The organism is Thermococcus sp. 9N3, assembly GCF_012027685.1.
In the GTDB taxonomy this organism is placed as follows: Archaea; Methanobacteriota_B; Thermococci; order Thermococcales; family Thermococcaceae; genus Thermococcus; species Thermococcus nautili.
In genome coordinates this window covers 104,455-128,392 of the sequence record NZ_SNUV01000003.1, presented here as the reverse complement: position 1 = coordinate 128,392, position 23,938 = coordinate 104,455, and the positions used below count along the sequence as shown (strand labels likewise).

32 protein-coding genes and 1 CRISPR repeat array are annotated in these 23,938 nt (G+C 54.8%); of the genes, 20 read left to right on the top strand and 12 right to left on the bottom strand.

Features of this window, described 5'->3' with window-relative positions:
• The first annotated feature begins 22 nt into the window (after positions 1-22).
• Genes E3E30_RS10335 through E3E30_RS10310 form a run of 6 tightly spaced genes read left to right on the top strand, consistent with a single transcriptional unit; the run spans position 23 to position 3,210 of the window.
• The gene (locus E3E30_RS10335; RefSeq protein ID WP_167729496.1) at positions 23-331 is read left to right on the top strand and encodes a DUF2178 domain-containing protein; all 309 of its coding nucleotides are present in this window, start codon (positions 23-25) and stop codon (positions 329-331) included.
• A complete protein-coding gene (locus E3E30_RS10330; protein WP_167729495.1) occupies positions 332-619 on the top strand; it encodes a DUF2178 domain-containing protein in 288 nt (95 codons plus the stop codon). It abuts the gene before it with no gap.
• A complete protein-coding gene (locus tag E3E30_RS10325) occupies positions 620-985 on the top strand; it encodes a hypothetical protein (RefSeq protein ID WP_167729494.1) in 366 nt (121 codons plus the stop codon).
• A complete protein-coding gene (locus E3E30_RS10320) occupies positions 985-1,194 on the top strand; it encodes a helix-turn-helix transcriptional regulator (protein ID WP_167729493.1) in 210 nt (69 codons plus the stop codon). The genes E3E30_RS10325 and E3E30_RS10320 overlap by 1 nt, the downstream gene beginning before the upstream one ends.
• Entirely contained in the window at positions 1,184-1,939 is a 756-nt protein-coding gene (locus E3E30_RS10315) for an ABC transporter ATP-binding protein (protein ID WP_167729567.1), read from the top strand. The genes E3E30_RS10320 and E3E30_RS10315 overlap by 11 nt, the downstream gene beginning before the upstream one ends.
• Positions 1,936-3,210: an ABC transporter permease gene (locus tag E3E30_RS10310; RefSeq protein WP_167729492.1), complete on the top strand. Its 1,275-nt coding sequence runs from the start codon at positions 1,936-1,938 to the stop codon at positions 3,208-3,210. Before E3E30_RS10315 ends, E3E30_RS10310 begins: the two co-directional genes overlap by 4 nt.
• A gap of 243 nt (positions 3,211-3,453) precedes the next feature.
• Here the strand turns inward: E3E30_RS10310 and E3E30_RS10305 are convergent, their stop codons facing one another.
• The 3 genes from E3E30_RS10305 to E3E30_RS10295 form a co-directional block, all read right to left on the bottom strand.
• Positions 3,454-3,939: a hypothetical protein gene (locus E3E30_RS10305; protein WP_167729491.1), complete on the bottom strand. Its 486-nt coding sequence runs from the start codon at positions 3,937-3,939 to the stop codon at positions 3,454-3,456.
• Positions 3,936-4,136 carry a t26-17p gene (locus E3E30_RS10300; RefSeq protein ID WP_167729566.1) on the bottom strand — a complete coding sequence of 67 codons (201 nt, stop codon included), beginning with the start codon at positions 4,134-4,136 and terminating at the stop codon, positions 3,936-3,938. The genes E3E30_RS10305 and E3E30_RS10300 overlap by 4 nt, the downstream gene beginning before the upstream one ends.
• Positions 4,137-4,230: 94 nt before the next feature.
• Positions 4,231-5,344: direct repeats of the CRISPR family, unit length 30 nt; unit sequence GTTTCAATTCTCCTCGAGTCTTATTGCAAC.
• 465 nt (positions 5,345-5,809) lie between these two features.
• A complete protein-coding gene (locus E3E30_RS10295) occupies positions 5,810-6,226 on the bottom strand; it encodes an RNA-binding domain-containing protein (RefSeq protein WP_015858483.1) in 417 nt (138 codons plus the stop codon).
• Between the two features lie 70 nt (positions 6,227-6,296).
• On the opposite strand from E3E30_RS10295, the gene E3E30_RS10290 reads away from it, so the two are divergent.
• On the top strand, positions 6,297-7,103 hold the full coding sequence (locus tag E3E30_RS10290; protein WP_167729490.1) for a ZIP family metal transporter: 807 nt from the start codon (positions 6,297-6,299) through the stop codon (positions 7,101-7,103).
• Here the strand turns inward: E3E30_RS10290 and E3E30_RS10285 are convergent.
• Positions 7,072-7,644: a dephospho-CoA kinase gene (locus tag E3E30_RS10285; protein ID WP_042691793.1), complete on the bottom strand. Its 573-nt coding sequence runs from the start codon at positions 7,642-7,644 to the stop codon at positions 7,072-7,074. The genes E3E30_RS10290 and E3E30_RS10285 overlap by 32 nt on opposite strands.
• Before the next feature lie 91 nt (positions 7,645-7,735).
• Here E3E30_RS10285 and E3E30_RS10280 point away from each other — a divergent pair, with 91 nt between their 5' ends.
• Positions 7,736-8,083 (top strand): hypothetical protein, encoded by a 348-nt coding sequence (locus E3E30_RS10280; protein WP_240922692.1) that lies wholly within the window; start codon positions 7,736-7,738, stop codon positions 8,081-8,083.
• Here E3E30_RS10280 and E3E30_RS10275 read toward each other — a convergent pair.
• On the bottom strand, positions 8,076-10,238 hold the full coding sequence (locus E3E30_RS10275; protein WP_167729489.1) for an ATP-dependent DNA helicase: 2,163 nt from the start codon (positions 10,236-10,238) through the stop codon (positions 8,076-8,078). The genes E3E30_RS10280 and E3E30_RS10275 overlap by 8 nt on opposite strands.
• 109 nt (positions 10,239-10,347) lie before the next feature.
• Between E3E30_RS10275 and E3E30_RS10270 the strand changes: the two genes are divergently transcribed.
• The gene (locus tag E3E30_RS10270; RefSeq protein ID WP_042691796.1) at positions 10,348-10,590 is read left to right on the top strand and encodes an Lrp/AsnC ligand binding domain-containing protein; all 243 of its coding nucleotides are present in this window, start codon (positions 10,348-10,350) and stop codon (positions 10,588-10,590) included.
• On the opposite strand, the gene E3E30_RS10265 is transcribed toward E3E30_RS10270, so the two are convergent.
• On the bottom strand, positions 10,591-10,923 hold the full coding sequence (locus E3E30_RS10265) for a signal recognition particle protein Srp19 (RefSeq protein WP_167729488.1): 333 nt from the start codon (positions 10,921-10,923) through the stop codon (positions 10,591-10,593).
• 57 nt (positions 10,924-10,980) lie between these two features.
• Here E3E30_RS10265 and E3E30_RS10260 point away from each other — a divergent pair, with 57 nt between their 5' ends.
• Both E3E30_RS10260 and E3E30_RS10255 read left to right on the top strand, forming a co-directional pair.
• Entirely contained in the window at positions 10,981-11,601 is a 621-nt protein-coding gene (locus E3E30_RS10260) for a DUF257 family protein (RefSeq protein ID WP_042691802.1), read from the top strand.
• Complete coding sequence (locus E3E30_RS10255) at positions 11,594-12,355, top strand: tRNA (adenine-N1)-methyltransferase (RefSeq protein WP_167729487.1); 762 nt, start codon at positions 11,594-11,596, stop codon at positions 12,353-12,355. The genes E3E30_RS10260 and E3E30_RS10255 overlap by 8 nt, the downstream gene beginning before the upstream one ends.
• Here the strand turns inward: E3E30_RS10255 and E3E30_RS10250 are convergent.
• Entirely contained in the window at positions 12,342-12,560 is a 219-nt protein-coding gene (locus E3E30_RS10250; protein WP_167729486.1) for a hypothetical protein, read from the bottom strand. The two genes, E3E30_RS10255 and E3E30_RS10250, sit on opposite strands and share 14 nt — an antisense overlap.
• 168 nt (positions 12,561-12,728) lie before the next feature.
• Between E3E30_RS10250 and E3E30_RS10245 the strand changes: the two genes are divergently transcribed.
• Both E3E30_RS10245 and gltA read left to right on the top strand, forming a co-directional pair.
• Entirely contained in the window at positions 12,729-13,595 is an 867-nt protein-coding gene (locus E3E30_RS10245; RefSeq protein ID WP_042691809.1) for a sulfide/dihydroorotate dehydrogenase-like FAD/NAD-binding protein, read from the top strand.
• The gene (gene gltA / locus E3E30_RS10240) at positions 13,595-15,040 is read left to right on the top strand and encodes an NADPH-dependent glutamate synthase (protein ID WP_167729485.1); all 1,446 of its coding nucleotides are present in this window, start codon (positions 13,595-13,597) and stop codon (positions 15,038-15,040) included. The genes E3E30_RS10245 and gltA overlap by 1 nt, the downstream gene beginning before the upstream one ends.
• Before the next feature lie 277 nt (positions 15,041-15,317).
• On the opposite strand, the gene E3E30_RS10235 is transcribed toward gltA, so the two are convergent.
• On the bottom strand, positions 15,318-15,659 hold the full coding sequence (locus E3E30_RS10235; protein WP_167729564.1) for a hypothetical protein: 342 nt from the start codon (positions 15,657-15,659) through the stop codon (positions 15,318-15,320).
• A gap of 57 nt (positions 15,660-15,716) precedes the next feature.
• Positions 15,717-16,121 (bottom strand): glycine cleavage system protein GcvH, encoded by a 405-nt coding sequence (gcvH, locus tag E3E30_RS10230; RefSeq protein WP_167729563.1) that lies wholly within the window; start codon positions 16,119-16,121, stop codon positions 15,717-15,719.
• A gap of 111 nt (positions 16,122-16,232) precedes the next feature.
• Between gcvH and E3E30_RS10225 the strand changes: the two genes are divergently transcribed.
• Together E3E30_RS10225 and E3E30_RS10220 are read left to right on the top strand one after the other, a co-directional pair.
• The gene (locus tag E3E30_RS10225; RefSeq protein ID WP_167729484.1) at positions 16,233-17,360 is read left to right on the top strand and encodes a cation:proton antiporter; all 1,128 of its coding nucleotides are present in this window, start codon (positions 16,233-16,235) and stop codon (positions 17,358-17,360) included.
• A 72-nt stretch (positions 17,361-17,432) separates the two neighbouring features.
• Positions 17,433-17,906 (top strand): arginine decarboxylase, pyruvoyl-dependent, encoded by a 474-nt coding sequence (locus E3E30_RS10220; RefSeq protein WP_042691841.1) that lies wholly within the window; start codon positions 17,433-17,435, stop codon positions 17,904-17,906.
• Here E3E30_RS10220 and E3E30_RS10215 read toward each other — a convergent pair.
• Entirely contained in the window at positions 17,900-18,376 is a 477-nt protein-coding gene (locus E3E30_RS10215) for a hypothetical protein (protein WP_042691843.1), read from the bottom strand. The two genes, E3E30_RS10220 and E3E30_RS10215, sit on opposite strands and share 7 nt — an antisense overlap.
• Positions 18,377-18,469: 93 nt before the next feature.
• Between E3E30_RS10215 and speE the strand changes: the two genes are divergently transcribed.
• The 5 genes from speE to E3E30_RS10190 are packed head-to-tail and all read left to right on the top strand — an operon-like array spanning position 18,470 to position 21,921.
• Positions 18,470-19,315, top strand: a complete 846-nt coding sequence (gene speE / locus E3E30_RS10210) for a polyamine aminopropyltransferase (protein WP_167729562.1) — start codon at positions 18,470-18,472, stop codon at positions 19,313-19,315.
• Between the two features lie 5 nt (positions 19,316-19,320).
• On the top strand, positions 19,321-20,202 hold the full coding sequence (locus tag E3E30_RS10205) for a lysylphosphatidylglycerol synthase domain-containing protein (RefSeq protein WP_167729483.1): 882 nt from the start codon (positions 19,321-19,323) through the stop codon (positions 20,200-20,202).
• 46 nt (positions 20,203-20,248) lie between these two features.
• Complete coding sequence (locus E3E30_RS10200) at positions 20,249-20,929, top strand: hypothetical protein (protein WP_167729482.1); 681 nt, start codon at positions 20,249-20,251, stop codon at positions 20,927-20,929.
• Positions 20,919-21,731, top strand: a complete 813-nt coding sequence (locus tag E3E30_RS10195; protein ID WP_167729481.1) for a hypothetical protein — start codon at positions 20,919-20,921, stop codon at positions 21,729-21,731. The genes E3E30_RS10200 and E3E30_RS10195 overlap by 11 nt, the downstream gene beginning before the upstream one ends.
• 46 nt (positions 21,732-21,777) lie before the next feature.
• Positions 21,778-21,921: a C2H2-type zinc finger protein gene (locus tag E3E30_RS10190; protein ID WP_042691851.1), complete on the top strand. Its 144-nt coding sequence runs from the start codon at positions 21,778-21,780 to the stop codon at positions 21,919-21,921.
• A gap of 74 nt (positions 21,922-21,995) precedes the next feature.
• On the opposite strand, the gene E3E30_RS10185 is transcribed toward E3E30_RS10190, so the two are convergent.
• Positions 21,996-23,009, bottom strand: coding sequence for a cell wall-binding repeat-containing protein (locus E3E30_RS10185; RefSeq protein WP_042691854.1), 1,014 nt, complete (start codon positions 23,007-23,009; stop codon positions 21,996-21,998).
• 45 nt (positions 23,010-23,054) lie between these two features.
• Positions 23,055-23,726 (bottom strand): metal-dependent hydrolase, encoded by a 672-nt coding sequence (locus E3E30_RS10180; RefSeq protein ID WP_167729561.1) that lies wholly within the window; start codon positions 23,724-23,726, stop codon positions 23,055-23,057.
• Positions 23,727-23,938 lie beyond the last annotated feature (212 nt).

The following is a 23,938-nucleotide window of genomic DNA, read 5'->3' as shown; positions in this document are numbered from 1 at the left end:
TACGTAAAGGAAACTTTACATGGTGGGAGCATGGAACCCGGTTCGTTCATTGCTCGGTCTCCTGGTGGGCCTCGCGGTGGGATTATACCTTCCAACCATTTACAGAAGAAACGTAGGGTTTCAGCGTGATGAGAGGGCGGAGCGAATTGAAGAGAAAGCCTCCCTTTGGGCCCTCAACTTTGTTCAGATTACGAGTGGAGCGGGAGTAGCGTACTCGGCTTTCATAGCCGGAGATACCAGCACAGCGGCGTTCTCGTTCCTATTGGTTGCGTTCCTCACCGCCACAGTTGGGAGGCTTCTTTTGAAGGTGTACTACTCGAGGGTGATGTAAATGAACTGGGCGGTGATTGTTCTCCTTATCGCGGCCCTCATGATTTACTGCACCACATTCTATCGCTTCATGAAGGAGACCGAAGGAATGAAAGACGAACGTGGGAGGCGTATAAACCAGGCGGCCTCTGAGGTGACCTTAATCATCGTCCAGACCCTACTCCTAGCTTCTCTAGTGACAGTGGAGCTTTTTGAAAGCATAAACCCCAGCCTATTGCTGGCCCTTATATTCACCGTGGCCGTTCTTGGACACAGCATACTGAGGTATCACTACGCAAAGGTGATGTGAATGGGATTCAAAACAATCCACTTCCTGTTTCTCTTCGCGACTATGTTGCTGATGAGCTACTATTCCGGGATAAACACCTACCTGAGCTGGCTCTTCTTCACAATCACATGGCTCGGGGCGTGGCTCCTCCTGAGGGTGTACAACAAAAGGGAACCAATAACCGACGAGAGGACAGAGCTGATAACCATGAAGAGCCTCTACAACGGAATGGGGATTGGTCTCGTGGTCTTCGGCTACGAGCTGATATGGCTTATTGGCCACGACAGCGAAACGGCAGTTCTGCTTTCCAAGTGGCTCATTTTGCCCCTGCTTGCAGGCGTTTTGGCCGCGGCAATTCTGAAAGCCTACTACGAGAGGGTGATGTGATGCGCAACAGGTTGCGCGACCTTAGGGAGGCGAAAGGGCTAACTCAAGAAGAGCTCGCAAGGGCCTTAGGGGTTACGAGGCAGACGATTATTGCGATTGAGAAAGGGAGATACGACCCCTCCCTAAGGCTGGCCTTCAAGATAGCGCGGTTCTTCGGCGTTAAAATCGAGGACATCTTCATCTACGAGGGTGATGAAAATGCTCGTTGAGGTTGAGAACCTTGAGAAGGATTACGGAAAGGTCAAGGCCCTGAAGGGGGTAAGCTTCTCCATCAGGGAGGGCGAAATCTTTGGCCTCATCGGGCCGAACGGGGCCGGAAAGAGCACGACCCTCAAAATCCTCGCTACCCTGCTAAAGCCAACCGGCGGGACGGCGAGAATAGCGGGCTATGACGTCGTCAAGGAAGCCGACAGGGTCAGGGCACTAATCAGCTACCTGCCAGAGGAGGCCGGAGCGTACAAGAACCTCACCGGGAGGGAGTACCTGGAGTTCATGGCAAGGCTCTACGCCAAAGACGAGCGGAAAGCCCAGGAGATGCTCCAGCTCGGCGCTGAGCTCGCCAGCCTTGGGGAGAGGCTTGACGACAAGGTCTCAACCTACTCCAAGGGAATGACGCGCAAGCTGTTGATAGCGAGGGCCCTCATGGTGAGGCCGAAGCTGGCAATCCTCGACGAACCGGCGAGCGGGCTCGACATAGTGAACGCCTACGAGATTAGAAAGACGATAAGGCGCTTCGCGAGGAGCGAAGGAACGACGTTCCTGATTTCAAGCCACAACATGCTCGAAGTCGAGTTCCTCTGCGACCGCGTTGCCATGATTGCCGGCGGAAGAATCGTGGAAATTGGAACGCCGGAGGAGCTGAAAACCAAATACGGCGCCGAGAACCTCGAGGAGGTCTTCATGAGGGCCATCGGCGTGAGCATCCCAGAGCCGGTCGGGGGTGAGGGCTCATGAGCGATTTTCTCGTCCTGGCCAAGAAGGAGATAAAGAACCTGATGCGGGACAGAAAGCTGATTTTCGGCCTCATAATCGTGCCCCTTATCGTCTATCCCGCCCTTGGAAAGATGATGCAGTTCGGGTTTGAAAGCGCGACGAAGGAAACGCACGTGGCAATAGTCAACTTCGACGATGGAAAGTACGGTGAGTTGCTGATAAGGGCCCTAAACGTCACCCCCAACGTCACTGTAACCGTCATAAGCGCGGGTTCGGTTGACGACGCCCTGAGAAAGGCACTCCAGGAAAATCAAAACGTCCTGGTCGTGATTCCCCACAACTTCAGCGAGAGCATTGAGTCCGATGAAGCCGCGACGGTCCAGATATACGGGGTCTTCAAGGAGATTGGCTCGGGGATGAGGGAGAGCGTGAGCGAGGGCAGGATTAACGCCGTGATAAACGTTCTCTCGGAGGAGATAGCGAAGCTCAAGGTTCGGGAACTCGGCGCGAAGAACCCGGACGCGGTTCTGCACCCGATAAGGGCGGAGAGCAAGTCATACCTCCTTGGCAGAATCGTTGACGTTCCCCCAACGGTTGTCTCGCAGGTCCTGGCTTCCCAATCCTACGGACTGCCCCTTATAGTCTTCCTGATGGTCATGATAACGTCCCAGATGTCGGCGGGAGCTGTGGCAAGCGAAAAGGAGAACAAAACCCTTGAGACGCTCCTGACGCTCCCTGTGAGAAGGACGACGATTGTGGCATCGAAGATAACTGGAACGGCCGTGATGGGCGTTATAGCGGCCTTAGCTTACATGATTGGCCTCAAGCAGTACATGGCGGGCTTTGGAGAGACGGGCGTCTCGCTGAGTGAACTCGGCCTCTCGATAACACCAACCGGCATGGCACTCTTCGGCGTCGTCGTCTTCCTGACGATAGCATTTTCGCTGAGCCTCGCGATGCTATTGGCTGTCTTCGCCGAGGACGTTCAGAGCGCCAACACGGTGGTCAGCTCGGTCATACTGCCCCTCGCCTTCCCGTCGTTCGTCCTGATGTTCGTTGATATCAGCCAGCTCCCGGCACTCTGGAAGTACCTGCTCCTCGCCAGCCCCTTCACTCACCCTGTCGTGGACTACCGCTACCTCATAGCGAAGGACTACACGGCCCTCGGCGCGAGCATAGCTTACCTCGCCATCGTCGCCGGTGCAACGCTCTATGTAACCGCGAGGGTCTTCGCCAGCGAGAAAATCCTGACCGCAAGGCTCGGATGGGGAAGGAGAAAGGGGCGAGAGTGAGCGGGTTTTCTTTTCCTTTTTCCGTGGAACGTTCCCGGCGTTTGCAACGAGAATTTGGTATGTTGGAGTTGAGCTAAGAAACCTTTAAAAGTACGAGTGCATAACATGAAGTTGAGCCCGCTAGAATATCGGGCGATGAGCCGCATGAGCATGAAGTCCCGTTGAGGGACGGAGTTGGCGGGCCCTTCGAGTGGTGGCCCCGGCAGACCCTTATGAAGCCGGGGACGCACCGTGAGAGGGGCTTCATAGTATTCCTCTTTTCCGCAGTTCTTTCTTGAGAGCGTTTGGATTAGGATTCTTCTCGTAAATCTCGCGGCCGATGTATGCGAGGTTATCTGTGAGAAGAACAACGTGCCGGAACTCGTATCTTCTCTTAGCCAAACTTTCCTTGAAAACGTTCTTTTGGCCTGAATACTCGCTGAACTTTTTAAGCACGGCATCGTCGAGAATTAGAATGCGAATATTCTCCGATTTGTTAGCCACCTCATCCTTAATCTCGCTCAAAAAGGGAGTTATGATGATTTTCTCCAGATAGGGTTTTAGTTTTTCGAATCTGCCTGGGAATTTTGCAATGTAGTTCCTTCGCTCCTGCTTCGGAAGCTCCGCCAAGTGCTTAAGCCAGCTGCCTTTCTCTCGTATATGTCTGAGATTGTTGTAATCTACCTCAACTAACGCGTAGATGGTTCTTTTCTGCCTGCTTCTGTCTACAGAGATTACAAGCGTCTTCATTCCGCCACCAGCCAGCTCGGCCTCTTCTCCTCGGGAATCAGCTCGACGAGCTCTCTGAGTTCTTCTGGAGTCAAAATGTAAACCTCATCGGGAAGCTCGGCCTTTGAGGGAACGTAAATAAGCCTCTGCTCGACGTTATAGACTTTGCCACTCTTCCTCTGCCTCTTGATTTGCTTGCGAACCTGCACCTTGAGCATCGGTCCCACCAGCATCCAGTAAAGAGACCCCTTTATAAATTCTTCTACCGTAGAATGTAACGGACAATAGGTGGGGAAAAATCAAGAAGTTAGATTTTCAATTCTCCTCGAGTCTTATTGCAACTGGTCGGCAACCACGTTACCCTTTACATGCTGATTAGTTTCAATTCTCCTCGAGTCTTATTGCAACCCCAGCGCATGCGTTTATTATCGTCTCATTCCCGTTTGTTTCAATTCTCCTCGAGTCTTATTGCAACGAGGTTGCCCCGTCAGGGGCGGTAAGGTGGTTTTGTTTCAATTCTCCTCGAGTCTTATTGCAACGCGGACTTGTTTCCAACGCTTTTTTGACGCCGTAGCACTGTTTCAATTCTCCTCGAGTCTTATTGCAACACCAATCTTAAAGCGTCGTTTCTGCTCCTCCTGCTGGTTTCAATTCTCCTCGAGTCTTATTGCAACACGACGTTTGCGCCGGCTGGGTTCACCGGGTCGTTGAGAGTTTCAATTCTCCTCGAGTCTTATTGCAACTGCGGGCCTCATTGACAGAATTATCAACGCGATTGGCGGATTCTTGTTTCAATTCTCCTCGAGTCTTATTGCAACCTTCCAGCCTGACCTTTTCGAGCGATTCGTCGACCTTCTTTTTGTTTCAATTCTCCTCGAGTCTTATTGCAACCACGTAGAAGCTCAAGCGGTGGACTTCGTCAGAGAAAGTTTCAATTCTCCTCGAGTCTTATTGCAACCCCCGCCTCAACATTCCCGCCGAGGTGGCTGAGGCCCGTTTCAATTCTCCTCGAGTCTTATTGCAACTTAATTGTTGTGAGTTTTAATGATAAAATTTAAGTGTGTTTCAATTCTCCTCGAGTCTTATTGCAACCCGCGAAGACGGCTTTAACGTGAACCCGGTAATCTTGTTTCAATTCTCCTCGAGTCTTATTGCAACCGACCATCAGCAGAACTATTTTCGTGAATTCGCTATCAGTTTCAATTCTCCTCGAGTCTTATTGCAACCTCCATCGCCTTCTCTGTCAAGAGCCCAAAGACCGCGTTTCAATTCTCCTCGAGTCTTATTGCAACGAGCCTCCGATTTTCCTCCTTGAGCTTTACCAATTCCGTTTCAATTCTCCTCGAGTCTTATTGCAACGTTGAAGAGAAACTCTTAGACGAGATACTTCTGAAATGTTTCAATTCTCCTCGAGTCTTATTGCAACAGGGCGCGAAACTCGCCCTTTCGCCTAACAGAGAAAGACGGACCTTCCGATATTTAAGCCTTTCTGGAAATCGGACTTTAACCCGGGCCCTTTGTGGCTTGTCCAAACCGCTTGATGGGCACTCCCACAAGTGCAAGCAACCTGATTAGCGCTTCCCCCAGTCGAGGGAATAGCTTACCGCGATTTCCCGAGGTGTTACTGACCTCTGTTGGGTCGTCCAACGGCTATCCTGCGTTTCTCCCAAAAACAATTTGATTTAAATAGGTTTTACGGTCGTTTAGGCGTTGGGAAGGCATCATTAAAACTGTCCGAAAATATCTCGTTACACAGACCAACAAAATCATTCCAATAAGTTACGTCTACATAACCACAAAAATCGATTTCCGGAGCGGGCCTGTAAGAGCATTCTCAAAGGGAAGGCCAACGCGAGCCGAAAAATTGCGGAAAACAGCACTCGTCGAGGTGTCACTCAATCGGCACGCCGTCCTTCGTCCTTGGAGCGAGCCACTTCATGAGCTTCCTCGGGTTCTTCGTGCGGATTATTATCGTTATCGGGCCGAGCGGGCTCTCCTCGTTGAAGTTCACCACTCCCGCGTAAGCGGCCTGCTTGTTCACCTTGACTATTATCTCCTCGCCGAAGTAGCCCTCCTCGAGGAAGGAGCGCGCGGTGTCGAGTATCGCCTGCCCCCTGAAAAGCTCATAGAGCCTGCTCAGCGCTTTTCTGCTCCTCGTCTTCCCGGTGAGGATTACGTAATCGCCCCGGTCAAAGGCCTCGAACTCCAAATCCGGCACGAGGTTCAGCATCGCCCTCTTTACCTTCTCGATGTCCTCGGTCGGGTAAACGTACGCCTCAAGCTCGACTTCCTCAAACAGCTCCTCCATGCTCTCACCGGGCTAAGGTCGAAAGAAGGCTTATAAACCCAACCGCCCAGATAATTAGGGTGGCCGAAAGATGTTAGAAGGTTTCATCGAGGGGCTCGCGAGGTACCTCCTCCAACTCAGCGGGGGAAGCCTAATCTGGGTGTCCTTCTACGCGGGCCTCTTCGTCGCGCTCATGACGTCGCTCGGAGCTATGGTAGCGCTCTTCGCGAAAAAGCTTCCTGCTGAAGGCGTTGACTTCTCGCTCAGCTTCGCGGCAGGGGTTATGATTGTGGCATCTTTCACCTCGCTCATTCTGCCGGGAATAGAGAGCGCCGGGTTTCCGCCCGTGGCCCTTGGAATAGCCCTCGGCGTCCTGCTGATTTACGCCGTTGACAGGCTTCTGCCCCACGAGCACCTCGTTAAGGGCTACGAGGGGCCGAGGGGAATGAAGGAACGCCTCAGAAAGGTCTGGCTCCTCGTTTTCGCGCTCATAATCCACAACCTGCCCGAGGGGCTGGCGGTTGGGACGTCCCTCGTCTACAACCTCGAGGTCGGCCTCGTTACGGCCATAGCGATAGGCATTCAGGACTTCCCCGAAGGAACCGTCGTCTCGCTCCCGCTCGCGGTCATACAGAAGAAGAGCCTCGGCCCCGTTCTCATCGGCGTCCTGAGCGGTTTGGCCGAGATGGTCATGGTAATCCTCGGCGCGGTCTTCTTCACTTCCTTCGCTTGGACGCTACCTTACGGCCTCGGCCTCGCAGGAGGGGCAATGCTCTACGTTACTGTGAAGGAAATGATTCCGGAGATATACAAAGGGGAGAAGAGCGAGACCCTTGTCACGCTGGGCTTCTTCGCGGGCTTCTACGTCATGCTCCTCCTCGATTCAGCCCTCGGATGATTTCCCCGACGAGGGTAGCTACTTTCTCCTCGTACTCCTCCTTGCTCCCGTCGTTTATCAGCATGTGGTCGGCCATCGCTATAACGCCGCCGATTCCAAAGCGGAGCTCCTTCCAGTCCCTCTCCTCAAAGTCCTCCCAGTTCTGGGGGTCATCGTGCCTTCCCCTGGCCTTCAGCCTCTCGAAGCGGAGCTTCGGCGGTGTGTGGACAGCGACGATGATGATTTCTTCCTCAGGAAAGGCCCCCCTGAAAGTTCCCACCTCGTCGAGGGAGCGAACGCCGTCTATGACCACTAACGGGCTCTCCTCCAGAAGGGCCCTCACCTTCTCGACCGCGAGCTTGGCAACGGCGTTCTGACCGAGCTCCTGTCTCAGGCGAATGCTGACCTTGGCAACGTTTTCCTTGGTGAGCTCGAGGCCACGCTTTAGGGTCTCCTCACGCACGATGTCTCCGAGAGAAACGCTGGGAAAGCCCCTCTTCTCGAACTCCTTTACAATCCTGCTCTTTCCAGAACCGGGCATTCCAGTGACTATTACTATCATTGAGCCCACCCCGAGTAGCTCGGAGAGGACTTAAAAACCTTGAGTTTTGTTAGGGTCGCAAAACTTTTTAAGGTTCAACCTGAAAACCGTTATGGTGAGAAAGATGAACGTGAGCTGGTTCATTATCGGCCTCATGGTGACGTTTCTGGTAAACATACCGTTCGGCTTCTGGAGAGCCCACGCCAAGAGGACCGGCAACAAGCTCGAATGGGCCCTGGCGGTTCACCTCCCGGTCCCGCTGGTCGTGCTGATGCGCTATCTGGCGGGCCTCAGCTGGAACCTTGAAGGGGCACCCTTGATACTCGTCTTCGTCCTGGCTTACTTCCTCGGCCAGAGAACGGGTGGAAAGCTTTACCAGAGGGCCCATGAGAGCGGTCTGAATCCGGGCAGAAACGTTTTCGTCCTCTGGAGTGGAGGGGGAGAAGGGGAGGCTATCTGAGGAAGTCTTCCAGCGTCCCCTTTCTCTTCGGCTTTTCTTCAGCCACTCTTTTCTCGATTCCGAGGTAGCGGTAGATTCCGTCGAGGATTTTGGCACCTATTCCCTCAACCGCCAAAAGCTCCGCGGGCTTCGCGTTCGCTATCGCCTCAACGCTCGTAAAACCGGCGTTGTAGAGAGCCCTTGCCCTCTTCCTTCCGATGTTCGGCAACCTGACGAGTTCGAGGAGCTCTTCCCTAACGCCGTGCTTCAGGCGAAGGTGCAGGTCGCGGAGGTAGTTTAGGATTTCCTCCTTCGGCTCGAAGAGCTTGTAGAGCTCAATGAGCGAGTACATGAGCCAATCAGCCAACTCGAGGAGCCGGTAGAGGTCGCCGGGGTCTATGAGATAGGTCTCGTAAATCCTCGCCTCGGGAACCTCGTTAATCCAGTCGAGGAGAACCTTTGCCGTCTTCACCTGCCCGAGGAAGCCCTGGAAGCGCGAATCCTCGTAGTAGGGTATGCTCGCGTAGAGCTTGTCCTCGAGCTCGTAAGCCAGGTCAAGGTAGTCCTCCATCTCGCGCCTCCTGGTCGTTAAAGTCACCATGTCCGGCGTTGAGGCTATGAGCTGGAAGATTCCAAAGGGGTTCGGATTCCGCTCGATTGCCGGAAAGGCGTCCTTGAACTTCTTGGCCGTGAGCGGGTCTATGTAGAGCTGAGAAGTTCTCTTGCCGAAGGGCAGCGGCATAAAACTGTCGTCAAGGTCAAGGTCTATGAACTCGTTCTCTATTAGGAAGTAAACAACGTTTTTGGCTTTATACTCGAGCGAGCTCAAATCCTTCCTCTGGTGGGCGTAGAAGGTTTTCTCAAGGAAGCGAACGAGCTCAGAAAAGCTCTTAATGCCAAAGTTAGTGATTAAAGCTAAAACCTGACTCCTAAAGGCCTGCTCGTTGGCGAGCATCGAGAAGAGCTTCTCGGGCTTCCCGCGAATGTAGCGCTCCATAAGCTTGCCCGGCTCGTCGGTTCTGGCAACTATTATCGCCTCGCCGTACTTGTCGTACCTCGGCCTTCCGGCCCTTCCCATCATCTGCTGGATTTCCAGAACGGGAATGTCGGTCCAGCCGAAGCCGGCGTAGCGCTTGGTGTCGCGGATTATTACTCTGAATGATGGTAAATTCACACCAGCCGAGAGGGTCGGCGTCGCGGTGATTACCTTAATTAAACCTTCCCGGAAGGCGTCCTCGATGAGGGTTCTCTCAACCCTGCTCAGTCCGGCGTGGTGGAAGGCGACGCCACCTTTGATAGCCCGCTTTAGCTTCTCGCTCGTGGGGTTGTCCTCAAGCTGGCTGGAGAGGCTTTCTAAGGCTCGCTTCTCGGGCTTGGTCAGGTGAGACGATACGAGCTTCGAGAGTGCTAGGGCTTCCTTCTCGGCCGAGCGCCTCGTGTTAACGAAGACGAGCGCGCCCTTGCCCCTCTTTACGGCATCGGTGACGAGGGAGTACCAGTTCTCGGGATAGCTTTGAACCTTCCCGTCCTCCCAGACCAGCGTTCCGAGGTGGAAAACTCCCCGCCTCAGCTGAACCGGTCTCCAGTCGCTGACGACGAGGGAAGCGTCGAGCCACTCAGCCAGCTCCTCCGCGTTGCCGACTGTGGCGCTCAAGGCCAATATCTGCGCCCTGCCGAGCATATGGGTTAGAATCATCTCGAGCGTAGCGCCCCTGTCGTAGGAGCCGATTAGGTGAACTTCGTCGGCAACCACGAGCTTAACGTCGTCAATCCACCTCGCGCCGTGCCTGAGAAGGGAGTCGAACTTCTCAGCTGTGGCGACTATTATGTCGTACCTACCAAGCCAGTCGTCGGTCGAGTCGTAGTCTCCTGTGGTCGCCGCGACCTTCAGGCCCAGCTTCTCCCACTCCTTGAACTCGCGGTACTTCTCCTCGGCGAGGGCCTTGAGGGGGACGAGGTAGACGGCTTTGCCCCCCTCGCGGAGGAGCCTGTCCACCATGGCTATCTCGCTCACCAGCGTCTTTCCGCTCGCCGTTGGAATGGCCAGAACGAGGTTTCTGCCCTCTAAGGCACCGCTCTTCAAAGCTTCCGCCTGCGGTGGGTAGAGCTCCTCTATGCCCCTCTCCTTGAGGACTGCCTTAAGCCTCTCGTCAACGGGAAGTTCATCAACCCTCATTTCGACCGCAACCCCTATTGACGGAGCGGTTAAATAGGTTTGGGCTACGAAAAGCTTAAATGAGCGGGGCTCCAACTAAAGAGCGAAGAAAATTTCGGCGGTGATGCCAATGGTTAGGTCGTATGTTTTGTTGACTGTGGAAATTGGAAAAGTTGAGAGCGTTATCGAGGCCCTCAAGCAGATACCGGGCGTTACCAAGGCCGACGCCGTCACCGGCCCCTACGATGCCATCGTCCACATCGAGGCCAAGGACCTCGGTGAGCTGACGAGGAGAATCCTCCACGACATCCACAACATCGACGGCGTTATAGACACCACTACCGCCATCGTCGTCGAGATGGAGGAGGAGTGATTACCTTCTCTTCCTCTTAGCCTTGCCCTTCTTGAACTTTGCCCTCGAACGGAGTTCTCTAATCTTCTCTGCAATCATTTTGAGGCTCTTCCCCTTTCCGTAGGGGCTCTCAACCCTTAGAAAACCGTAGGTTCTGAGCTCCTCGTCGAGACCCGAGAGACGGGGGTTGAGCTTGCTGTGGTCCTTTTCAATGACCTTCATCCCGAGGATTAGAACGGCGTCCTCTATCTCGGAGAGCTTTGGAGCGTCAACCGCGACGTTCTTGGGAACGGTTCTCCCGTACTTCCTGCTGAGTCTCGCGTCGAGCTCGCTCGGCCACACCGCGAACTTCATCTTCCCACCCGGCAAGATTTAAAAGACCGGCCGTTAAAAACCCTTTTGGTGAAGGTCATGGCCATCAAAAACCTTGAGAAAGACGTGCTCAGCTTCATGACCCCCGGAGACGTTGTTTTAATCGAGTACCAGTCGCGAGAACCCATAGAGAACCTTGCGTGGGGTGAGCTGTTACCCGCCATAAACGCAGGCGGAGTGGTTGTGGTTGACTTCTTTGGAATGGGCGAGATTCTTCTCAGGAAGTTCATGAGGAGGGGAGATGTTGATTACTCTGGCGTTCTGGAGCTCCTCAAAGACCTAAGGGTCGTGAGGGTCGGGCCGGGAACGGTAACCTACGGCGAAATCCTTGAGGACGTCGTGCCAAGCTATGACCCGCACACGTTCCTGAGGAGCTACCACTCCATCATGAGCAAGATATCACGGCTTCCCCAGAAGCCGAAGTACATGGTGACATTCGGACTCGGCCACTACATCCACTTCAACCCCGAGAACGCCATCAAGTCAATCCTCACGGCGGTGAGCACGATTCCAGCGGAGGACCTCGTCATAATCAACTTCGTGAACGCCGACGTCATAAAGCGCGCCCACCTCGCGATACTCGAGGAACTCAGCACGGCGATAGTGGAGGTCTCCGGAGGGGAGTTCAAAGTCTACAAGGACGGTGGGATTGGTGATTGAGGAGGGAAGCAGGGTTCTTCTCGTCGATAAGAGGGGAAAGCGCTACCTCGTGAAGGTTGAGGACAGGGAGTTCCACACCGACCTCGGAATCCTCAGGTTGGGAGAGCTCATAGGAAAGCCCTACGGGAGCAGGATAGAGAGCCACAAGGGTGAAACCTTCGTGGCGCTCAAGCCAGACATCAACGACATAATAGCGAAGATGAAACGGGGGCCACAGATAGTCCACCCCAAGGACGCGGGCATAATAATAGCCTACGCAGGCATTTCACCCGGCGACACCGTCATAGAGGCCGGAGCCGGGAGCGGGGCTTTGACAATCTTCCTCGCCAACGCCGTCGGGCCGGAGGGCAGGGTTATAAGCTACGAGGTCAGGAGGGACTTCTACGAGATAGCGAAGAGGAACATCGAGCTCGCTGGCTTCTCGGACAGAGTTGTTCTGAAGAACAGGAGCATCTACGACGGAATAGAGGAGGAGACCGCCGACCATATCGTCTTAGATTTACCGCAACCGGAGAACGTCCTTCCGCACGCGGTTGACGTTTTAAGGCCGGGCGGATACTTCGTGGCCTACACGCCCTGCATGAACCAGGTTCACCGCTTCTTCAGGGCGCTGGAGGAGTACAGGGAGCACTTCATGAGGCCGAGGGTCGTCGAGGTCCTCGTCAGAGAACAGGAAGTAAAGAGGGACTGCATGAGGCCGAAAACGACGATGCTGGCTCATACAGGCTATATAACCTTCCTCAGGAAGCTGTGAGCTCTCCTCTTTTCTCTTCCTCGAACGTGAAGTAGGCCGTTAGCCAGCCAAGTGCTATTACCGCGAGGGATTTAAGTAGGGGATTGCTCCCAAGGAGTTCCCTGACGAGGGGCACCGCCCCGTAGAGGAGGGGCAGAAACATCCCCAGGGCCGCCACGACTACCGCGACGTGGTACACAACCCGCTTCCACTCCATTTTCGGCACCGTTCTCACCTCAGCGTCCCGGTTAAAAAGCGTTTCCTTCAGGTTTCAAAGTTGTCCATCGAAATCCCTTCGGAGTTCTCAACCAAAGGTTGAGCACATCTTTATAAACACTAAGGGTTCTGAACCTTTAGATGTCCAACTTTGGGCTCATGCACGGAGGTGTTCATCGTGTACCGGATACTTGAAAAGAAAGAGCTCGCAATGAGGAACATCTGGTATAAGATTGAGGCCCCCCACGTGGCCAAGAAGGTCCAGCCCGGCCAGTTCGTCATCGTGAGGGCCTTCCCGAACGGCGAAAGGATTCCCCTCACGCCGGTGATGTGGGACAGGGAAGAGGGCTGGATTGTCCTGATAACCTTCATCCGCGGAAAGACGACCATGAGGATGGCCAACGAGCTCAAGCCCGGCGATTCAATTCTCAACATAGCCGGCCCCCTCGGAAACCCTGCCGAGATGGAGAAGTTCGGCAAAATCCTCGCCATTGGGGCTTATACAGGAATAGTCGAGGTCTACCCGATAGCCAAGGCCTGGCAGGAGCTCGGAAACGACGTCACGACGCTCCACGTCACCTTTGAGCCGATGGTCGTTCTGAAGGACGAGCTTGAGAAGGCCGTTGGAAGGCACGTCCTCGAGACAGTTCCCATTGACCCGAACCTTGACTTCCCGACCAACATGAAGAACGTCACCAAGAGGCTCGTCGAGAAGGTTCGCGAGATGCTTGAGAAAGAGGACTACGACCTCGTCTTCATGGTCGGCCCAGCTGGCGACCAGAAGGCCGTCTTCGAGGTCGTTAAGGAGTTTGGAATCCCGATGAAGGCCGACCTGCACCCGATTATGGTGGACGGAACCGGCATGTGCGGCGCCTGCCGCGTCACCGTCGGCGGCGAGGTCAAGTTCGCCTGCATAGACGGCCCCGAGTTCGACGCCTACCAGGTCGACTGGGACGTCCTCATAGCGAGGACAGGTTATTACACTGACATGGAGAAGAGGGCCTTTGAAGAGTACCTGAAGGCCGTCCAGGGAGGTGAGCAGTGATGGCCGTTAAGAGGAAGCTCATCAAGGAGCGCGTTCCGACGCCGGAGAGGCCGGCGGAGGAGAGGATTAGGGACTTCAAGGAGGTCAACCTCGGCTACACCTTCGAGCTTGCCGTTAAGGAAGCTGAGCGTTGCCTCCAGTGTCCGGCAAACTACGCCCCCTGTATAAAGGGCTGTCCGGTCCACATAGACATTCCGGGCTTCATCGGCAAGCTCGTCCAGTACCGCGACGACCCGGATAAGGCTGTAAAGGAGGCCCTCAAGGTCATCTGGGCATGCAACTCCCTTCCGGCCACGACCGGTCGCGTCTGCCCGCAGGAGGACCAGTGTGAGATGAACTGTGTCATGGGTAAGGTGGGGGACAAGGTCAACATCGGCAAGCTCGAGAGGTTCGTTGCCGACTACGCCCGCGAGAAGGGCATAGACGAGGAGCTCCTCTTCGAGATGGTGCCGAAGATAGAGAAGAAGGGCCAGAAGGTTGCAATCATCGGAGCCGGTCCGGCCGGACTTACGGCAGCTGGAGAGCTGGCGAAGCTCGGCTACGACGTTACAATCTACGAGGCCCTGCACGAGCCCGGAGGAGTCCTGATGTACGGCATCCCCGAGTTCAGACTGCCAAAGAGCATCGTCGAGAGCGAGATTGACAAGCTCAGGAAGCTCGGCGTCAAAATACTCACCGACCACATCGTCGGAAAGACCGTTACCATCGAGGAACTCCTTGAAGAGTACGACGCCGTCTTCATAGGCTCGGGCGCCGGTACGCCAAGGCTCATCAACGCCCCCGGCATAAACCTCAACGGAATCTACACGGCCAACGAGTTCCTCACGCGCGTTAACCTCATGAAGGCCTACCTGTTCCCCGAGTACGACACTCCCGTGAAGGTTGGAAAGCGCGTCGTGGTCATCGGAGCTGGAAACACCGCCATGGACGCCGCGAGGAGCGCGAGGCGCTTCGGTGCCGAGGTCATCATCGCATACAGGCGCGGCCCGGAGGACGTCTCCGCGAGAATTGAGGAAGTCGAGCACGCCAAGGAAGAGGGAATAAAGTTCGAGTACTTCGTCAACCCGGTCGAGTTCATAGGCGACGAGAAGGGCAACGTTAAGGCAGTCAAGTTCGAGAAGATGAAAGCCCTCGACGAGCGCGACAGCAGGGGCAAGAGGAAGATAGTCGGAACCGGCGAGTACGTGACGATTGAGGCGGACACCGTCATAATAGCAATCGGCAAGCACCCCAACAGGCTCATCATCAACACGCCCGGCCTTAAGGTCGAGCGCGGAAGAATCGTCGTTGACGAGAACCTCATGACGAGCATTCCGGGAGTCTTCGCAGGTGGAGACGCGATAAGGGGAGAGGCAACGGTTATCCTTGCAATGGGTGACGGAAGAAGGGCCGCGAAGGCAATCCACGAATACCTTACGAAGAAGAGGGAAGGCCAGAACGCGTGAGGGTTTTCTTCCCCCACCTTTTTACGTTCTCAGTCCCAAACTTCTGCCTCAGTAGTTAACTTCTGCCCCAGAAGTTGGCGCTATGTTTTTCAGTCAAAGTTCCCAGTCTTGGTGGCGATGACGAGCCTCACGGTAGCTGAAACGTGATGAGGGGTATACTGACGGAGCCGTTAGGCTTTTATCCTTCCCTTCTTGAAAGAAACCGAGCGATGACGACCTCTAGGGTATCTGAGTCCGTGTTTTACACGGCAAAAATGATGAGAGCCAAGGGCCGAGCTCACTCCTCCTCAAGCTCTTCAATCTCCTCAAGGATTTCCTCGAACTTCTTGAAGTCCTCGGTTTGGGCGAGGAGAGTTATGAAGTCGTCTATCTCCTTCTTCTCCAGGAACGCTCCAGCTAAGAGCTTTCCGGTGTAGCGGTTGTTCTTAATCTCCCAGAACATGTAGAACTCGGGGAAGTTCTCCTTTATCTTCCTGTAGGCGACGCCGTACTTTGAATCCTTGAGCGGGTTCTGTTCGAGGTAGAAGTGCCCGGGTTCGAGCTCAATCATGTGGAGAATCGCTCCCCTCCTTGTCCTGACAAGCTTCACCTTAACGTCCCATTCCTTCAGAACCTTCATAGGAACCACCGGGAAGAATAGGCAAGAAAATACTTAACGGTTGCGGAAAGGAGAAGGTCAGAGGCTCTCCAGATACTTCGCGTAGGCCTCGGCGTCCATGAGCTCCTTGAGCTCCTCGTCGAGGTTGCTGGGCTTGAGCTTGGCAATCCAGTGCTCGTAGGGGTCCTCGTTGAGAACCTCGGGGCTGTCCTCAAGTTCTTCGTTGACTTCAATGACTTCGCCGCTGACCGGGGCGTAAACCTCGCTTACGGCTTTGACGCTCTCGAGTTCACAGAGGACGTCGCCCTTGCTGACTTCCTTGCCGACCTCGGGAAGCTCGACGTAGGCCAAATCGCCCAGCTCCTTCTGGGCGTAGTCGCTTATGCCGACGAGAACGGTTCCGTCGTCAAGGACCTGAACCCACTCGTGGTCCTTGGTGTAGTAGAGGCCTTCCTTAACCTTGTACTCCCCGACTTCAATCATGAACATCACCGTTCACGGTAGCAGGTTTGAGCATTTAAACCTTTCTCGAAATGGAAACGCTTATATCGTGCCTGACCCAGATTTTAGGGGACTCTAAAGCGGGGTGGGGAGATGCAGATAATAGGCTATGTCCTTATCATCATAGCCCTTGGCAGGTTCCTCGCGGAGCTCTTTGAGAGGCTCGGCTACCCTGGAATAGTCGGCGAGATAACCGCCGGTTTGATACTTGGCTACGTCCTGACCGGAGTTCCGGCGGACGAGATGAACCTCCTCGCGGAGTTCGGGATATTCTTCCTGATGATTTCTGCAGGTCTTGAGATAACGCCGGAGGAGCTCCACATCGGCGGTAAGAAGGCGTTGCCGGTGTACCTGGCGACTCTGGGGGTAATGCTACTTGTGACGCTGCCGTTCACAGGGTATCATGTAGGTACCGGTAACATCCTCGCCGCGGCGATACTTGCTGTGGCCAGCGCCCCAATCGTCGTTAAGCTGAAGCGCTTCTTCGGCGACGACTATCTCCACGTTGCCCTTTCATACGCGATAATCAGTGAAGTCGCGATACTCATACTCGTGTACGTCCTCGCGAACTTCAAAGGCGCGGAGAGCACCTTAAATCTGATAACCACTATAGCCAAGCAGGCCCTGTTCATAGGCGGAGTTCTCTACATCAACTACAAAATAGGAATCCAGCACAAGGTCTGGCTCATAACCCAGCTCAGGAAACTTAAGAGTGACGAAGCTGTCTTTGGCCTCTTCATGGTCTTCGCGGCGACGCTTGGGTTCATAAGCGAGGAAGTTGGAATGCACTTCACCATAGGCGGTTTCCTGGCCGGACTGCTCCTCCACAGCGATTTAGTCGGCACGAAGCAGTATGAAAGACTGGAAACAATCCTGAGCGGTGTGACGAGCGGAATCTTCGCGCCGATATTCTTCGCCTGGCGTGGGATGAACTTCAGGGCCGAAATAACCCCCATGGTACTCTATGGCTTCCTCGTGGTGTACTCAGTCCGCTTCCTGCTGACTGTAATCCTCGAATGGGACGGAAAGCCCATTAGCTCGCTGGCCAAGGCAACAGGCCTGGTTAGCTTTGGAATTCTTGGCCTGCTCGTTGCAGACCTCGGCAACAGCTACGGCGTTTTAACCGGAGAACTCTACTCCGTGGCGGCTTTTACATCGGTTGCGGGAATATTTCTCTCAGCAACGATTGGACGAGTTCTGACGGCCGTACAAAAGTCCTAAAAATTTTTGGGCAAGGTTTATAAGCACCACGCAAAGCGGTGGAGTGATTGAAGGGTTTTGAGGGTGGTGATAATGAGCTGGACGACACCTAAGAGGGCTTTCATAGGAGCGGCCGCCGCAGAGGGCGGAACTAAGTTAAACGCCTTCGACAACGCACTCCTCAAGCTCGGCATAGGGAACGTCAACCTCGTCAAGCTCAGCAGCGTTATCCCGGCACACATCGAGTGGATGGACAAAGTCCACGACGTCCCGATAGGAATGCTTCTGCCGACCGTTTACGCGCACATCGAGAGCGACGAGCCGGGAATGACCATCAGCGCGGCCCTTGGAGTTGGGATAAGCAAGAACAACGAAGGCGGCTTAATCTACGAGTACGCCGGCTACTGCACGAAGGAAGAAGCCGAGAGAATCGTGAAGAAGATGGTCGAGGAGGGCTTTGCCAACAGGGGCTGGGAGCTGGCAGAGTTCAAGGTTGCAAGCGCCGAGATAACAGTCAAGGACAAGCCTGCCGCGGCAATAGCGGTCGTCGTCATGTTCCCCTACTGAACCTTTTTCTTTTCAACCAGGGTGAACTCGTTGTCACCTGTTCTCTGAAAGACCATTTCGTAGCGGGCCCTTCCCTTAACCGCCCACACTTCAACCACCGAATCGCCGGTCATCCACAGAACCTCAAACCCGAGCTTTCCAAGGGCCTCGCTCAGCGGGCCCTCAAGCTTTACCCCGGGAATCAGAAGCTTTGGGACTCCCTTGCCCTGGAGGAATCGCCAGAGTGACACGAAGAGGGCCCTTGGACTGCCTTCGTCAGCGGGAAAGACGAAGAAGAGAACACCATCGTCGAGGAAGCGCTCAAGGCGGTAGTCATCAAAAAAGGCAACGTCAAGCTCAACTGTAAGCCCAGGACTCGCGCTAATTTCACCGACTAGATGGGGAATCCCCTCTCCAAATCCGCCAGAGATTTCAGCCCACAAATCCGCTATTTCCTGGGCGAGTTTTCTTCTGAGCTCTGCCTCGGCCATCGCTACTAACTCTCGGAAGGGCCTTAATAACTTTGCCCTGTGAAAACCCATAGGTTTAAAACCCAAAGGGCGAGCTAAGCTCAGGTGAGGTTCATGCCCTACAGCGAGGAGGAGAGGGCCTTTATCGAGTGGTATCCCAGGGGCTACGGCGTCGGTTTCAAGGTTAAGGAGAGGCTCTTCGAGACGCAGACGAAATACCAGCGGCTGGAGCTTTACGAAACCGAGGGGTTCGGCAAACTGCTCGTCCTCGACGGGACTGTTCAGCTCGTCGAGATAGGCGAGGAGAGCTACCACGAGGTTCTCGTTCACCCGGTCATGCTCGCGCACCCGAACCCGAGGAGGGTGCTCATCATAGGCGGTGGCGACGGCGGGACGCTGAGGGAAGTGCTCAGGCACGAGAGCGTGGAGAAGGCCACGATGGTCGAGATTGACGAGATGGTCGTCGAGGTTTCGAGGATTTACCTCGGCATAGACAGGGGCGCCTTCGACGACCCGAGGGCCGAGCTGATAATCGGCGACGGCGTCAAGTACCTAAAGGAAACTGGGGAGCGCTTCGACGTCATAATCGTGGACTCAACCGACCCTGTTGGTCCAGCGAAGCTCCTGTTCAGCGAGGAGTTCTACCGCTCGGCCTACGAGAAGCTCAACGAGAAGGGCCTCTACATCACCCAGGCGGGGAGCGTCTACCTCTTCACCAACGAACTCCTCAACGCCTACAAAGCCATGAAGAAGGTCTTCGACAGGGTCTACTACTTCAGCTTCCCAGTGATTGGCTACGCCTCGCCCTGGAGCTTCCTCGTGGGAGTTAAGGGCGACTTGGACTTCAGGAAGGTGGACGTGAGCAGGGCCCCCGAGAAGCTCTACTACTACGACCCCGAGAGGCACGAGACGCTCTTCCAGATGCCGAAATACGTCAGGGAACTCCTTGAGAAGGAGTGAAGGGCGTGAACTGGAGAAAACCGGCAACGCTACTCCTAACCGTTGCCATAACCGCATACCTGCTCCACAAGGTCTACTCAGAGGCATCGAGGGTAAACCTGAGCGCTTCCTCGCTGTTATCTCCCTATTTCCTGACAGCAGTTCTGACGGGTTTCGTGGCGTACCTCCTCTACACCGCCCTCTGGTACGTTTACGTTCATCACGCCTCGGGAGTTTCGTTCAGAAGAACCCTGCTGGCGACGCTCTCGGGAACGTACTTGGGGTTCTCCCTCAACAGCGCCGTTGGAGTTCTCGTTAAAGTCAGACTCCTCGGAACGGACTACTGGTACACGATGGGTGTCGGTCTTCTTGCGATAGCAACCGAGTTCCTCGCGGGCCTGCTGTTAATCGCGTTCATCGGGAAAAATCCGATAGCATTAACCATCGCCGGAGCCCTTCTCGTGGCGATTATTTTTGACAGAGTGGCCTACTACTTCTTATACCCGTTGTTCTGGGCAATTAAAAAGCTCCAAACTCTCGAAAAGATGTATTCTGGCTGGCACAGGGCCAGGGGAGAGCTCAAAACTGTTCTTCTAGCGATAGCCGTTGGAATGCTCCTAGCAGTTGCGAACTCAACGGCGCTGTACCTGACGGCAAGAACTTTTGGAGTGGGAGAAAACTACATCAAGTTCCTTGAAGCGGTGCTGTACTCAAACTTTCTCGGTGGGCTTCTTGGAACTCCCGGTGGGATTGGAGCGAACGAGCTTGGAGTAACGCTCGCCATCGGCGACAGTCCAACTGCAATCGTTGTGGCGTTCCTGTACAAGTTCATAACCCAGTACGCCTACGCAATCGTTGGGGCAGTCGCATTTTACCGCCTCGTGGCGGGTGAGGTTAAAGCTAATTAAGCACCTCACATTAATGGTTAATAATCACAGGCATCTGGTGAACAACATGGAAAAGGAAGGGGTTCTTGAGGAGATTGACAGGCGGATAAAGCGCCTCCAGGCAGAGATAGAGATAGCCGAGACAGGATTAAGGAGAATTGAGGAGCTCGGGGCCAGGGCAAAGGGGCCGGAGGTGAAGGACTACTCCCCCTATTACCTCGCGGGAATGCTCCTCTGGTTCGCAATAGGCCTCGTCCTCCTCGTGGTCATCTCAAGGAGGGCTCCCTCCGGCGTTAAAATCCCCACCGGGCTCTACGCGCTGATGATTATCGCCTTCAGCGTGCCCCTTGCCTACTACCTCCTGACCCGGGAGAGGAAGGAAGAACCGGGAAAGGACCTGCTTGAGAGGGAAAGAATGGCAAGGCTTGTTCTCAAAGCCTTCTACGAGCCCCTGAGAAGGGCCGTAGAAAGGGACGACAGGAAGGCCCTCGAAACCCTCGCGGATGAGCTCCTGAGGAATCCCCCGCTCGCGAGCGCAATCGAGAGGCTCGGTGAGGGCGACCCGAAGGTCATCGCCTACGCCCTGCTCCTCTACGCGAACTTCAGGGACGGCCTTGAGAACGAGGTTGCGGAAACCGCGGAACGGGTTCACAACAAGCCCGTAAAGGCCCTCCTTCAGTCCCTGCTCAAGCCGAAAGGTTATAACGGTGAAGGGAGCTCGATAGAGGGGGAAGACCATGAGGTTTGAAGTTCTCACCAAGGACGATATGAACGCCCTCTCGCGCGAGCTCAGCAGGGCGGGAATAATGAACAGGACGAAGGAAGAAACCAGGGCCGAGATTGAGCACTACGTTGTAATCCGGGGCACCTACGCCGAGCTCGTCGAGGTGGCCTCAGAGGTTCCGGCCATAGGTGAGGAGCTTGAGGCCGTCAAGCTGGCCTACGACGAACTTCTCGAAAACTGGGAGCCCGGCGAGGTTAAGGAGCTCGGAACCCTCTTCGAAGAGCCCGACCTGCCAAAGCTATCGGTTGTGAGCGCGCTTATTGAATCCGGGGCGATAGAGGAAACCGACGGGGGCTTCCTGCTGAAGGAGCGAGTTCCTCTCGACGCGCTGAGCCTTGAGCTACGCTTCCCGATTGAGGAAATCGGCGACGAGCTCGAGGAGCTTGAGGAAAGGTTAAAGGCGACGCTCGTAACCGAGTACACCCTTGAGAAGCGCTACTACGTTGAGGTTTTGGAGGTCGAAAGGGAGCTCATAGAGACGGCCCTTGAGGTTGCGGAGGACTACGCGACCGAGGAGAGCTACGTCGAGGCGATGTTCGATGGAATAGCCCGCTCCGTTTTAGCGGAGAGAATCCTTGAGCTGGCCGAGAGGTACAGGAGGAAGAACGAGCTCATCGAGGCGATTATGGAGCTTGAACCGATAACCGTCGAGGGCAGGAACGAGAGGATAAACATCTACTACGACGAGGACGCGATAGAGGACTTCCTGAAGGTTCTTCAAACGCTCGGCTACCTCAAGGTCAAGGGCAACAGGATATGGATTTAGCAAAGTTTAAAAGCCCGAATCAAAACTCCGCTCGGGGGTGGAGGAGATGGCGGTGTTGAAGGCCATCAAGATTAAGGACAGGGACGGGGAGATACTCTTCCGCTGTCCGAGATGCGGAATGGTCTTCCGCGACGCCAAGGCCTTCACGAGGCACGTGAACAGGGCTCACGGCCATCTCTTCCGCAAGTGATTTCCTTCTTTTCTTGCGGGATGAAGAAACAGCCAGGACCCTGAAAAGTGATGAGCGGAGGGCTTAACCGACCGCTACTCGCGCATTATGATTTCCTTCGTGAGGCGGACTATGAAAGTTTTCCCAACCTTCTCCCTCTCGACGAGCTGTTTTTTCTCGAGCTCCTGAATGATTCTGCTTATCGTCGGCCTTGAGTAGCCTGTGAGCTCCGGCAGTTCCTCCTGCTTTACCGTTCCGCCCTTGTCGAGGATGGCCTTGACGACTATGCGCTCCTTCTCAGTCAAAACCTCGATTGGAACCTTGTTGGCGGACCACTTCTTCTTGGCGTAGTAGAGTGAAGCCGGAATCGCAACCGCGAGGGTAAGTATCACCGCGCCGATGACGAGGGTCCAGTCGGTCTTGGCCGGGGGTGTTGGGGACGAGACCGTTATCGTTATGCTTTCCTTCACCCAGTACGTCTGATACCCGAGTTCCTGAAGCTGGGTCTGGATGTCCTTGGACATACCCGCCCCGATGAGAACCACGAGGTTCGGGTGGAGCCTCTTGAGGGCGCTGATAACGGACTGGGAAAGGTTGTTTGGATTCGTCAGGAGGAGCGGGTTCTCGTAGGTCATCGCCCACCTCGCGGCGGCAAGGGCAGAGCCATAGTCACTTGCACTAGCGAGGATTACAGTCTTGGCGCCGTTTGGATAGAACTCCTCGGCGAGCTTGACCGAAGTGTCAACCCTCGTGGCGCCGCCTATCCTCGTGACCTGAAACCCGAGGCCGATGAGCTGTTCCTGCACCTTCTGGCTGATTGCCTTGTAGTCACCTATAACGAGCACCTTGTACCAGCCGAACTGTTCATAGCTCTGGAGCTGGGCGAGGGTGGTTGTGTCAAGCTCATCTGGATTAACTGGGAGAATTGGTATTCCAAGAAGCCGTGAATAGGGGAGAGCGACTATATAATCAATCAGGTTGTCGTTTCTCACGATTATCAGGTCGTAAGGGGGGCTTTCCCCCGGAACCTGGGCCCCAACGGGATGAACGAGCGGAGTGATGAACATCAAAACCAGTGCAAAGATAAGAAACCCAGCCCTTCTGCCCATTTCACCACCTGAAAAGGAGATAAAGGGAGGCTCTTAAAAGGTTTTTCAAAGCTCAAGCTCCTCGCCGGGCTTGAGGATAACGACCTCGGCCTTGTCCCCAACGAGCTTCTTGAACTCCTCTGGGTCGGCCGAAATCGGGGGCCAGGTGTTGTAGTGCATTGGAACGACCTTCTTGGGCTTGAGCAGTTCAACTGCCTTTGCCGCTTCCTTCGGGCCCATCGTGAAGTGCCCGCCTATCGGGAGCAGGGCAACGTCAATCGGGCCGTAGAGCTCGCTGAAAAGACCCATGTCGAGGAAGACGAAGGTGTCGCCGGCGTGGTAAATCGTCTTTCCATCGAGCTTGACGATGTAGCCGCACGGGTTGCCGATACTGTACTTGCCGTCGCTGCTGGAGTGCCAGGCCGGAACCTGGACGATTCCGACGCCGTCAACCTCGGTCGGGCCGTAGTTCATGCCGATGACCTCAACGTTGCCCTGCTCGCTGATGTAGTTGGCTATGTCGTACATCGCCACTATCTTCGCGCCGGTTCTCTTGGCTATCTCGACCGCGTCGCCAATGTGGTCGCCGTGAGCGTGGGTAACGAGTATCAGGTCGGCCTCAACCTCCTCAGGCTTCACCGCCGCCTGCGGGTTGCCGGTGAGGAACGGGTCTATCAGAATTCTCTTGCTCCCCTCAATCAGAAAAGCCGCGTGGCCGAGGAACTTCACCTTCACCATCGCCATCACCTCCGAGGATAAAATAACCAGAGCTTACTTAAATCTTTCGCCGTGACTCTGGGTTACATTAAAACCCCACAGTTCCCGTTGTTATGGGTAAGCAAAAGCGTTTACTTCGGAGTAAAAGCTAGCCCTGCATTACAAAATGTCACCATTACTGAACGTTCATGTCCGTTAATGAACATAAATGGCAAAATTTATAAGGATGAACT